Origin of the sequence: Rhodococcus qingshengii JCM 15477 (genome assembly GCF_023221595.1) — a bacterium.
GTDB classification, from domain to species: Bacteria; Actinomycetota; Actinomycetes; order Mycobacteriales; family Mycobacteriaceae; genus Rhodococcus_F; species Rhodococcus_F qingshengii.
Map to the genome: position 1 here is coordinate 276,423 of NZ_CP096568.1, position 11,977 is coordinate 288,399.

An 11,977-nucleotide genomic window follows, 5' to 3' on the forward strand; every position below is an offset into this window, starting at 1 on the left:
GTTTCGACACCAGCACGCGACACACCCGGAAATGGGGGTAATCGCTATCAGATACGAATTGGATCTAAGGTTGCGCTATGGCACGTCCACACAAGGGGCCGCGCGGGTTCATTGCAACTCGGGCGCCTGAATGTCAACACAACGTCTACGAGCAACGCGCCCGGGAGATCGGTCTCCCGTCTGGCGACTACGCAGTACTCGTCCTTGCTCTCGTTCATGGCTTCGACGTGCCCGACTACATCATCGTTCAGCTTGATCCGGAGTCGTTGCACCGCCTCGATCCCGGCCAGTACGCATCTAGCAATGTCCAAGTCGACCGTTTGGTTGCAGCTGTGGAACGACGGTCTCGACCCCAGCAACTACGGATGGTGGGGACATGATCTTTACCTAAACAGCGAAAAACCCCCCGTGCTTGGCGGCAGGAGGGGGGCTTTTCTCGAATTTTCCGTCCGCTCGATCCGTGAAAGGAGCGGTGCGTCTTCATGGTAGCTCAACCCCGCTTGGGGAGGCCACCTTTGTGGGCCGTGTCGTTGTGACATACGCACCCGTCGGTACCAGATGATGACCTTGCCCGCGCGCCGCGGCCATATGTGGTCGATGGAGAACATTCGAGGACTACTTGAGTCCTCGGGTGGAATGAAGGTGCGCAGCTCCACGCAGCTCTCAGCGCGGTGCCCAGTTCATCCGGACGTCAACGCGTCCCTGTCGGTGACGTGGACGGATGATGGTGCAGGCGGAAAGATCCTGCTCAAGTGCCATGGTTGCTCCGCTAGCGCGCAGGACATAGTCGACGCTCTGGGAATCTCGACGTCAGACCTCTTCGATACACCCCTTCCTCCTGGGAGTTCCACCGCAGTCCTCGCCGGGCGGTCGGCACGTCAGCGGACTGCCGGCCGACGCCGAGGGAAGCTGGGCGCCCTCCCCAAGCCGATTGCGACGAAATCTGCAGCTCGTGAACTTGATCACGAATGGGTGCATGTCACTGCGTACCCGTACGTCAATGAAGAAGGCAAGCTCGTCCAGGAAGTGATTCGGGAAGAGTGCACCAGCTGCGAGCTGGGTCGGCACAAGCAGTTTCGGCAAGTTTTCATTTCTCCTCTCGGTCGGCGCGTCAAGCAGAAACCCCACGAATTCCGCGCGGTGCTCTATCGATTGCCTCAAATCCTTGAGGCAATCGATACTGGGCAAACTGTCTGGCTCCTCGAAGGCGAGAAGGATGTCGACACCGCTGAACAGTTGGGTCTTGTCGCTACGACCAATGCGCAAGGTGGGCGCAGTTTTCCTCCTGAGTGTGCAGAGATCTTTCACGGGGTCACCGTTCGAATCGTTCTCGATCGCGACGATGCCGGTTGGAATCGGGGCATCGATCTTGCGTCCTTGCTCGGGGGAGTGGGGGCGCACGTACAACTGCTGTTACCGGCGACGCTTGAGCCCAAGAGCGATTTCTCTGATCACGTACTGGCAGGGCAGTGGAGTGGGCACGACGAATTCGGCGGATTCATCCCCGTCAATGCCGGCGAGGTCGCGGCGCACGCGTACGCGGGTGCGGTGCGCGGGAAGCACCTACTTGTCGAAAAGGCGGCAGCGGAGGCTCATGCTCACGTCGCATTGATCACTGATGCAAGTGATTCACAGCTCTCGTTCAAGCGCGCCAAGCGTTGGGCCCTGGAATCGGAACTTCGCTTCGAAAGTTTGAGTGAAGCTGTTGATCGTTGCCGTCTCCAGGCCGCAACGGAGGGCAGTGAGTGGGCAGGTCAGGCGGCCGACGAGGCAGTGGCCGCCTGGCGTCTGGCGCGCAATGCAGCTCGTGGGGCACATGAAATCGCTCAGGTTCCGGTACCGCCGTTGCTGCAGGATCCTGATCCCGATGAAGTGCCAGCAACTCAAGAGCAGGCCGCTAGTCCGCCGTCTGGATCTGCGCGTGTCCTCGAAACCGGCGTGTCTGCCGCGTCTGGAGGATCCACGGTTCAGCGCGGTTCGGCGATTTCAGCGCCGACGTATCGGATCGTCGATATGCAGTTGGTCGAGATCACAACGACCAAAGATGGTGAAGAGAGCGCCAAACTCGTCTTGGGTTTGGATGCCCGCATCGTCGAAATGGAATACCTGGAGGCTCAGGACGAGTCGTTCGACATCGACCTGCCCAAACTGATGGGGCGAGAGGGAATTGTCGGACAGAAGGAGGCGAATCCTCCTGCGCCCAAGCAACTTTCAGCGGTAATAATCGGTTACACGCATCCAGACACCGGGGAATTCATGCGGCTGCGAATCGCTGCGCTCGACTACCGCGACTGTGGTTGGGTCGAATCGTTGCCTGGTCCGCCCGCTTACGACTCACGCCCTTCCGGAATAGCAAAGTTGCGTGATGCACTCAAGGTCGCCGGTGGGACGATCGCGCGAACCGTTCGGTTCAGATCCACGGGATGGCGGCAGACCCCGGAAGGGGAGTGGTTCTTTGTGCATGCCGGAGGTGCGATCAGTGGTGAGGGAGCACGTGTGGCTCCGGTATTGCTGAGTGGGCCTTTGGCTCGTTACGACCTGCCTGCACCGATTCGAGATGCAGCGCGGATCCGAGAATCGTTCTTGGCGCATTCGGGCTCGATGTTGACGCAGTTTCCCTCGCGTGTGTCCGCGACGTTGCTCGGGCACGTCTATCGATCTGCTCTCGGTCCGAACCCGTGGGTGCTGTTGATCGTGGGCTCACCGGGCTCGTACAAGACGTCTTTGACATCCATCGCGATGCATCATTGGGGGGAGTTGTGGGATCGGCGGCGGCCAGCGTCGTCCATGTCGGGTAATGGAGACACTCTCAACGCCCTTCGGATTAAACTGAATTCGGCGAAGGATGCGCTCTACTGGGCTGATGACGTGGCTCCAACTCGGGATTGGGGTGCCGCTCAGAAGTCCCTCGAGGAATTCGCGCGCATGGTGCATAACGGAGAATCTCGATCGCGTTCCACTCGTGATGGTTTGGGCATTCTCGATGGCACACCCCCTCGCGCGTCAGCTGTTGTCACGTCCGAGGTGATGCCTCGTCCCGGATCGGGAGCGCAGCGCATGCTTGCAGTACCGCTGCAAGCGGATGAGATCGAGTTGGACAAGCTCATCACTCTCGACCGGGACGAGAGTCGGCATGGCCGCGCATTGTTGATGGCCAGCTTCCTGCAGTATCTGGCCAGTCATTTGGACGAGACTCGCGAAATAGCGTCTCGAGCGGCTGCACATTATGCCGAGTCTCTGCGCTCGAGTGGAGAGAGTGTGCGCCAAGCCGAAGCCGTGGGCGCGATCTGGGGCGGTTGGGTTGCTATGACCCGTTTCCTACTCGACGTGGGCGCATTGACAGAGGAAGAAGTCGATCAGACCCTCGAGATTGTCCATGTCGGGCTCCGCGACGCGATCACCGCGGCCGCCGATCCTGATTTGCCTTCTCGCACTGGCGCCCGGGTTCGCGAGCTGATCGCCCATGCCCTACGTACCGGGTTGGCGTATGTCGACGATGTTCGGACCGGCGAGGCTCCTATGTTTCCGCTGGCTAACAGGTTGGGATGGCGACGGACACTTGTGGGCGAATTTCAGGACGTGAAGAAATATCGCGAGGATGCGCGTGGAATCCGCCTCGGCTACGTGCTCACTGATCCGACGCCACGCGATGGGGAAGCGCAGTTGCTCGTGGAATCGACTGCTCTCGAGCAGGTTCTCAAGGCAGCAGCACAGTCGATGTCGGATGCTCCGCAGATCGACCGAGGCACGGCACTGCGAGCCTTGTACGACGAAGGGATCCTGATCGGCGAAGAACGCGCGGGAAAAACGCCTAGGTACACGGTCCAGCGCACTATCCATTGTGAAGATCGGCGTCAGCGATTGACCGCGTTGAGGTTGTGGAAGGTACTTGGCGATGACGATTCCGACGGAACAGGTCCCTCCGATTCCGACGGAACCGGCCCTTCAGGATCGGATGACACAAGAAATCCTGGCAGCAGCGGCAGACCTGTAGACGAAAGCCCCATACCCCGCCCCTCTCAGGTACACCATCTCTCGCACCTTTCAGACATTTTGTCAGCGAAATCCAGTCGGGGTCATGACCTACAGTCCTCCCTGCCCGATCACACGCAGAACTTGAACGAATCTGTTATCGCCGAGGAGGAGCAGGTGGCCAGCTATCACGACTCGGAAGGCTGCAGAGGGGTCGCCGAACCGATCTTCCCGGCCGCACCGTGCTCGATGTGTGGACTCACCTCACCCTTCGCGTTCGAAAAGCGCCCGATGCACATCGAGTGCTGGCTCGACAGCACGGTCAAAACTCGTGCGGTGCTGTCTGTTTCATCTCCGAATAGCGATGACATGGTGGAAAACATGTCGCCGCTGTCCGGAATATCCCTACCTTCAGACGGAAACTCAGGGAGAACTTCGACGCTCGCCAACGAAAGTCGCGCAGTAAGATTCCACCCGAAGACAACAGGCAGTGCGGCGGATCGACGGCACTTCGCCGGGCCGGCGGGGGTACTCGACGTCGATGGATTATGGCTACCTAGCGGTGAGGTTATCGACCCCGGCCCGATCCTTCATGTGGGGCACATTGCTGAAGTGATCCGGGCACAGAACTTCGGTACCGCAGTGAATGATCGGTGGAGCGAACCCGGGCAGATCTGGGTGACCGATACCATGGCGCGGCGGTTCGGGATCGAGACAGGGGCTCTCGGAGATGACCCGCGTAAACGTGCTGAAGAAATGCGCACGTTGACTACAGGAATCCCTTTCGTGACTGAGGCTTTGAAGGAAGGCTGGTCTCTGGGCGGAAAATTCGGTGATCGTCTGGGTACGTGGACTCGAGTGTGGCATGGCGACGAGCGCGGTGTCTGGGTAGCGTTCGTCTCGGCAATGGGTCAGGACGAATTGGACATGCCGATCCTCGCCGATGCGCCGACGCCGGCAGTGTTGGCGGCACGCTTAGCGACGTTCGCCGATGCGTTGAAGTTTCCATGGGCAATGTCTGCGTCTACTACGGGGTTCGATCTGATGATCAGCACTCGTTCGCGGGAACGAGACACGGTTTTCGCACCGTCAGAACCGGTTCCGCCGTCTCAGATGAGTAACACCGAAACTGATATCGACTGGTCACGGCCCCTGACTGCAGATGAGGCCGAGCATCTCTTTATTCACGCGTATGACCGAGGCGGATCCCACGCCGCGGGCATCGCCAGTCTCGAACTCGGAATTGGAGATCCGCAGCATCATGAAGCCGGTGCCGTTTTCGACAAGTCTCTGCCCGGTTACTGGAAGATCGAGATTCCGGAATCCTCGGACTGGCGGTACCCGAATCCTTTGAACCCGAGAGGGCTTTCGATTAACGAGCCCAAATGGGTGACAACGCCGACCATGCAGTATGCGCTCGAACTCGGATATGAGCCGGAAGTTCTCGAGGCGTATGTGTGGAACGAGCACGGGAGAGTTCTCGATCCTTGGTACAAGCGGATCCGGGATGCGCGTTCGGCGTTGGACCTCGATGATCCTGATGCTCAGCTCGCCCGCGATCAGCTCAAGGTTGTCTACACGCGCACTCTGGGCATGCTCGGCAGTAGCGATTTCATGAAGGGTCGGCCAGGTTATGCGCCGGAGCGGCGCCATCACATCATCGCGAAGGCCAGGGCGAATATCCTCCGTCGGGTGGTGAAGATCGGTAAGGCCAGTGGCCGTTGGCCAGTTGCCATCTCGAACGACACCGTTCTGTACGTCTCCGACAATCCTGATCCGATCGCTTCCTGGCCTGGAGAGAAAGAGACGTTAGGTCGCGGGTTCGGACAGTACAAATGGGAAGGCTCAGCCTTGCTTGCCGATCAGGTCGAGTTCTTGACTGGCAAGGGCTACCGAGGAAAAGACCAACTCCATTTGGATTGGAATGCCGCGGACTACGCCGTCGGCGGTGATCAGTGATGGCACGTAAGAACACGAACAAAGATCCTGGCCGCCGCTCGACGATCTTCGGTGCCCTCACCGGAAGGAGCGGTGCGTCGGTGTCGCCGGGACGAGGAGCTCCGGACGTTCGAGGACTGTTGCTCGCTGCGTACGGATTCAACAAGCGAGGTGGGCTCAACACTGCAGATGCAGCCAAAGACCTTGGGGTAACACAACGTACGGTTCAGCGGTGGGTAGCGACAGAGGGACACCAACGGATCGGTAAACCCAGAGCCGACACGTTGCAGAAACTGGCAAAGAAATCACGGCAAGCGGCCACGACGCAGCGCGGACGCAAAGCTGCGCTGGCATCTTTTCGAGCGACGTCGAAAGGCAAGGCACTCGCAAATCGGGGTGGTCACCTTCGCGTACGTGGTCATCAAGGTCCGAGCGCCGCCGGTAAGACCTACAAGCGGGGCCGCCAGATCCAACTCGAACTCACCCCCGCCGATGTCGAAGCAATGTGGTCTGCGTTCGAGCAGAACGGTGATGAAGGTGTGTCCAAGTGGATGACGAACCATGCCGATGAGCAGTATGTCGCCGGCTGGGAATTCGAACGCATCGACGAGATGGGGATCGATCGCCCGTGATGGCTCCTGCGGCCCCTCGTTGGACGCGCAAGCGCCTCGAAGCGATGTTGGGGACCTGCTACGGGCGTACCTCCACCGGACACGTCGATACGGCTGCCGTCGCAAATGCGGCCGGCGTCAGTGTTCGCACCGTCCAGCGATGGATGGCGGGCAGTAATCGCCAGAATGCGGCGATTCCGCACACCAGACTTCTGCAGTTGTGTCGCCCGCCGGCCGACACCCAGGAACGATCACAACAGGCTGCTGATTATGCGAGTGAAGCGATCATGAAGATCTCTCTGCCCAAGGGGCGAGGGATCCTTTCCGCATGGCGCGAACAAGGTTGGCTGGAACCGCACGTCGTTGGAGTACTCGCATTACGCGGTCTTCCGCTTCGGCAAGTGGTGATCAGTAACGGCACTGCTCGATCGACAGCCGATTTGCGGCGGCGAGGTGAGTTGCTCGACGTCACTACTGTGCCGACACGGTTCCACGCCACTGTTCTCGTTCATGAGGTGCTCTCGCGTGTCGAACCGTGGTGTGTGCTGCCTTCTCGCGAAATCCTGACAGTCGGTAGGACTCAGGTCTGGGCTGAAGACGGTCCAGTAGTGGATCTTTCGCAGCTCGCTGTCGCCGCGGCTTTGCGCTGACACCACCCACCGTCGCGATACCGACGTATTGGAGAATCCGCCACAGTGCGAAGGCCGCGATCAATGAGAGGTCAGCGTGCGTCCGGGTCCAGTCCCACGCGTCTGAGTACTCGCCAGAGTTTTTCGTTGTCCAAAGTCTTGCGGTGTTCCGCGATCGCTTGGACGAGCTTTTCTATGACCTCGCGTGATCGCGGGTTGAACTGTGCTGCCCGCTCGCCTATCCAGGCCAGAGGCGCATCCTCTGCCTTGTCGATTCGGTCGAGCGCCATGACCGATTTGTCGATGAATTTCCTGGCGCGGCCTTGTTGTTTGTCATCCAACTCTCCTGCGTCGAGAGCTGCTTTAGCTTGATCCACGAAGTCTTCGAGGATGGCCGTCGCCCGATCCGCCAATTCATCGTCGAAAGCCAGCACATTCCAAAAGTTTCGCCAGTGCGCGTTGTACTTTCGCTCTGAGGATCGAGGAATCAGGTGGTCACGAAGGATGCATTCGAAAACCTCTGCATCAAGCACTCGCAGGTCGGCGGCACCGCTAAAGGCCGGCAAATCAACAGGGTTGGAGATCCTGCGCCACGGCTCTTGCTGCGTCATCGGTGCGGATCCTCATCCTCTGTACTACTGCCGTTTCAATACCCTCATCCACTTCAACACACACATGTCGGCTAGGGGCCGAAACTGCGGGGTTCCGAACACAACCTACCGCCCGCTGCCCCTGACCCTCACGCTGCCCCCGGCACCGTGAGGGTCAGGGGCATCTTCATCGAAAGTTTCCCATATATTAGCAGGTCAGGCAGTATAATGATCAGTGTCCTAGTGAAGTGTGGGCGGACTGACCATCCTCCCTCTACCGGTTATTTTGGAGTTGGCATGTTGACGATTTCGCACAGCGCGGTTGATGGCACGTTGATCGATGGAACCTCCCGCGGTGACGGTTCCGGCGAGGTACTACGGGCGCACGGGTGGCGGTGGTTTCGCAGCATTGCGATGTGGGGAATGCGGGGGAGTCGCGATCGAGCGCCACGTGTTCGCTTGATCGACATGACGGCAGATGCCTTACGGGCGCAGGGTTTCGAGGTCGAGATTTCAATCGATGCCACAGCTAGGCCGGCGGTCGAGGTTGAAGCCGATCGCATCGATCGGCAGGCGGAGCGCGTCGCTGCACTCGAACTGAAGGCGGAACGCCGCTCGGATAGAGCGGAACAGGCGTGGAAGGCGGAACATCGCGCGGTCGAAGCGCTGCCTCCCGGGGGAGAGCCGATCAAGATCGGTCATCATTCCGAACAGCGCCATCGCCGAGCACTCGATACGGCGCACAGGCGGCTAGGTCAGGCAGTTTCCGCCCAGAATGATGCACGGCAAACGCAACGACGTGCAGAGTCCGCAGCTGCGACTACAGAGGCTCGCTACAGCCCTGTGACGGTGAAGAACCGCATCGACAAGTTGCACGCCGATCAGCGGGCGGACCAGCGCGAGCGCGACGGACATGAACGGACGTTGTTTGTCCTGGGCGACACCAAGCAGGTCGAGCAGTTCCCACCTGCGCAAGGTGCTTACCGGGAACTGCTAGAAGGCAGGATCGCCAAGCGCGAGGACCAGATCAGTTACTGGGAAGCGGTCCGGGCTCAGCAAATCGAGTCCGGGAAGGCGACGAACTACGGTCCTGACACGATCTCGAAGGGCGATCTCGTCCAGTGGTCCGGAGGTTGGTACCCGGTTGTCCGGGTCAACAAAAAGTCTGTGACGATTCCTTCCATAGTCGGGGGGAGTTGGACTGACACCATGCCGTATCACAAGCTCAGCGGGCATAAACGTCGCGATGAAGGTGCGCAGACCGCGGCGGCCGGAACCGTCTCAGAGGAGACCTGCTCATGAGTGATCATCGAACAGAAATCCACAGCGGAGAGTTTCGGCAGTCTCGGCACTACCCGGTTGCTGCGGCAGTGGAGAACGTTGCAGCGCAGTCCTTTTCGAGGTTGCACCCAGATGCGCAGTGGCCTCCGGTCAATGCACAGTTCGCCGATGTTTATCGTTTAGCCGCTTGGAGGCTTCTCACACCAATCACGGTTGTTGCAGCACTCGACTGCGCAGTGTTGACGTCGCGAGAATGGTTGTCACTCAATGAGAGTGAACAGTCAGAGTGGATCGCACAGGCACAGCGAACCAATTCGCTACTAGCGCGCACTGCGGTCGGAGCCATGACAGCGGAGAGCGTCGCTGCGATATAGCGGAGCCTGCGCCATCCCGAGGATTCGCCGGCCACCACCCATGGATCAGGCCTGGTCGCGCAACCGCGCGACCAGGCCTTCTTCCATGTCTCGCCCCGCCCCCGGCACGGCGAGGGTCAGGGGCATTTCGGACCAATTCCGTCGGTGCTGTCGGTTAGTGTTTGTGCTGTCCTAGTTCGTTTTCGGTGAGCGTGACCAGCTCACCTTGTTCCCACTCAAAGGGGATCTGTCGTGGTGTTTGTTTCAGTACCGAGTGTCGATAGTGCAATTTTCGATAGCAGGCGTGAGGCGTGGGCATTTTTGTCCGTGGTCTCGGACGGGCCATCCGCGGCGTTGGTCGCTTTGGTCGAGGAGCTCGGAGTCGAAGAGGCTGCAGCAGCTGTTAGGGACCGAGTGCCCGTCGAGGGATTGCCTCTGGGATCTGAGGATCTACGGCGAGGCGATCGGGCCGCGCAGTTCCTCGAGGTCACCGAGCATCTCGGCGGGCGGTTCGTCACTCCCGACGACGCGGAGTGGCCACGCGAACGATTTAGCGCCCTCACCGGCGCAGACGGGGATGATGTGAGCCCTCTTGGGCTCTGGGTCCTCGGCACTGGTTCCCTGCACTCCGATCGGGGCATGATCGCGATCGCGGGAAGCCGGGCGTCGACGGCATACGGCGAACATGTGACCTCCGAGATTGCCGGTGACCTGTCCGCTACGGGTTGGACTGTCGTTTCGACAGGATCCTTCGGAATTGCTTCTGCCGCACATCGTGCTGCCTTGGCAGTGGGCGGTGCGACGATCGCAGTCACAGCAGCAAGCATCGACCGGGCTCATCCCGCTGCACATGAGCGAATGTTCCGAGACATCTCGGAGCATGGCGGCCTTGTGGTCAGTGAGTACCCGCCCACACACTCAGTCCCCTCTCGGCATCGTTCGCTCGCGCTGAATCGCTTGATCGCCGCCCTGTCTCAGGCGTCGGTGGTTGTAGAGACCGGTTGGCGCGGCGGTTCTCGTGACATTTTGACGTGGGCGTCCAAGCTCGGCCGACCCGCGCTGGCGGTACCGGGTCCGGTGACCTCGGCCGCCTCCGAAGGGTGTCACCGAGCGATCAGGGAGGGTCACGCTGCCTTGGTGACGAATAGTGCGGACGTCGTCGCCGCGATCGCCTAAACCCCTCCCCGCAGACGCGGGGAAGGCCCTGGTCCGCACCCTCTGGACCAGGGCCTTTCTCGCGTCTCGCCCTGCCCCCGGCACGGCGAGGGCAAGCGGCATTTCACCGCCGTTCATGGCTCTTTCTGTCGGAGGCATGTGGCAGTGTCATCGGTGTTGTCCTAGTCCGGTGCGCCTCACCAGCGCACCCCCACGACCCAAAGGGGTTACCTGTGAGTACTTTTCGTTTGTCTTCGCCGTCCGATTGCGTTGCCGGTGCTGTTGCGCTCGGCGGTCATATTCCTGTCGATGAGGTGGTTGTGATCGCCCTCGATCTCGAGCCGATGCCGGTTGCGATGATCAAGCTGACTGATGTCGAGTCGGGGCGAGTTCTGGCGAATCTGGAGGGCGCCACTCCGTTCGCCCAGTGCCGCGAAATGTTGGTAGTGGTGTTCGGGCCGGTTGAGCGTGGCGATGCTGTGGGTGAGGTGTTCGAGCAGTTCCGACCGGATGCGGTTACACCGGTGTACGTCTTCACCGAGGGTGTCGTTCGCCGGTGGCACGGCGTCGGATCGCTCGCGTTGCAGGCCGGTGACCAGATGGATTTGCGGTCGCATCCGATCGTGTTGGAGGCGCAGTCACTCGGCGTGGCCACGCTGCAGACTCGTGCGCAGATGCGCGCAGCTTTCGAACCGGCTCAGTTCGGCGCAGAGCGCGCCGCAACGGTCGCGCAAGGTTTCGATCAGCAGCGAGTGAAATTGGCGGCCATGGATCCACGCGGGGCAGCCGAACTCGCGTTCACCAGTGGATTAGCGCCGTATATCGGTCGAGCGAAGAATGACGGGGGAATCGTCGTCACGGACGAACATGCAGCGCTTATCGCGGCCGCGATGCACGATGCGACTGTCCGTGATCTGTTGTTCGTACATGTGACGGACAAGAACGCCGATGCCGCCGCTGAGATGTTGCGGCAAGTAGGGGCACTACTGCCCGCCAACCTTGCCGGTCCGGTGATCATCATCGGCGCGATATTCCATTGGGTGGCGCGTCATGCGGCGCTTTCTCGCGAGGCCCTCATCGTCGGGCGCACCCTCGATCCGGCTCATTCCTTCGGGCAGTTGTTCGAGCGCGCACTCGACTTCGGAATGAATCCGGCGCTCTGGGACCAACTGCGCACGGCGGCGGTAACAGCGAGCACTCGAACCGGAAGATAACGATTCGGTGGTGCCGTCCCGATCAGCCAAAGGATGGCACCACCACTTTCGATTGCGGCGCAACCAAAAACGGCGCGCACATTTTTTGTGCGCGCCTTCTCTTGGAATCTTTTTTGCCACAACGAAAAGCAGCCACGAGTCCGGCGCGCAGCGAGTAGGACTTCCGTCATCAGGGCGGCTTGCCGCCCGCGCCCTTCCGGTTCCGGGCGCAGCCCGGAACTACGGCCCCGAAGG

Annotated in this window: 8 protein-coding genes and 1 pseudogene; 8 read left to right on the forward strand and 1 reads right to left on the reverse strand. The window is 60.4% G+C overall.

The genetic code is table 11. The features are described from left to right. Positions 1 to 77: 77 nt before the first annotated feature. The 4 genes from M0639_RS34870 to M0639_RS34885 all read left to right on the forward strand — a co-directional run bounded on the left by M0639_RS34870 (position 78) and on the right by M0639_RS34885 (position 7,171). The gene (locus tag M0639_RS34870) at positions 78 to 380 is read left to right on the forward strand and encodes a hypothetical protein (protein WP_042446037.1); all 303 of its coding nucleotides are present in this window, start codon (positions 78 to 80) and stop codon (positions 378 to 380) included. Between the two features lie 256 nt (positions 381 to 636). Next, entirely contained in the window at positions 637 to 5,931 is a 5,295-nt protein-coding gene (locus M0639_RS34875) for a telomere-binding protein (protein ID WP_228232974.1), read from the forward strand. After that, positions 5,931 to 6,542, forward strand: a complete 612-nt coding sequence (locus tag M0639_RS34880; protein WP_064075534.1) for a hypothetical protein — start codon at positions 5,931 to 5,933, stop codon at positions 6,540 to 6,542. Before M0639_RS34875 ends, M0639_RS34880 begins: the two co-directional genes overlap by 1 nt. Beyond that, positions 6,542 to 7,171, forward strand: coding sequence for an HAD family hydrolase (locus M0639_RS34885; RefSeq protein ID WP_228232972.1), 630 nt, complete (start codon positions 6,542 to 6,544; stop codon positions 7,169 to 7,171). Before M0639_RS34880 ends, M0639_RS34885 begins: the two co-directional genes overlap by 1 nt. A gap of 71 nt (positions 7,172 to 7,242) precedes the next feature. On the opposite strand, the gene M0639_RS34890 is transcribed toward M0639_RS34885, so the two are convergent. After that, positions 7,243 to 7,761, reverse strand: a complete 519-nt coding sequence (locus M0639_RS34890) for a hypothetical protein (protein WP_052416914.1) — start codon at positions 7,759 to 7,761, stop codon at positions 7,243 to 7,245. A 447-nt stretch (positions 7,762 to 8,208) separates the two neighbouring features. On the opposite strand from M0639_RS34890, the pseudogene M0639_RS35365 reads away from it, so the two are divergent. From M0639_RS35365 to M0639_RS34905, 4 genes and pseudogenes are all read left to right on the forward strand, one after another. Beyond that, positions 8,209 to 8,589 (forward strand): annotated as a pseudogene (locus tag M0639_RS35365) (DUF3560 domain-containing protein); the annotation flags it as partial. Next, complete coding sequence (locus tag M0639_RS35370; protein ID WP_486970054.1) at positions 8,590 to 9,042, forward strand: hypothetical protein; 453 nt, start codon at positions 8,590 to 8,592, stop codon at positions 9,040 to 9,042. A gap of 584 nt (positions 9,043 to 9,626) precedes the next feature. Further along, a complete protein-coding gene (locus tag M0639_RS34900; protein ID WP_082893315.1) occupies positions 9,627 to 10,550 on the forward strand; it encodes a DNA-processing protein DprA in 924 nt (307 codons plus the stop codon). A 212-nt stretch (positions 10,551 to 10,762) separates the two neighbouring features. Continuing rightward, entirely contained in the window at positions 10,763 to 11,743 is a 981-nt protein-coding gene (locus M0639_RS34905; protein WP_248671253.1) for a DUF4192 family protein, read from the forward strand. Positions 11,744 to 11,977: the final 234 nt, after the last annotated feature.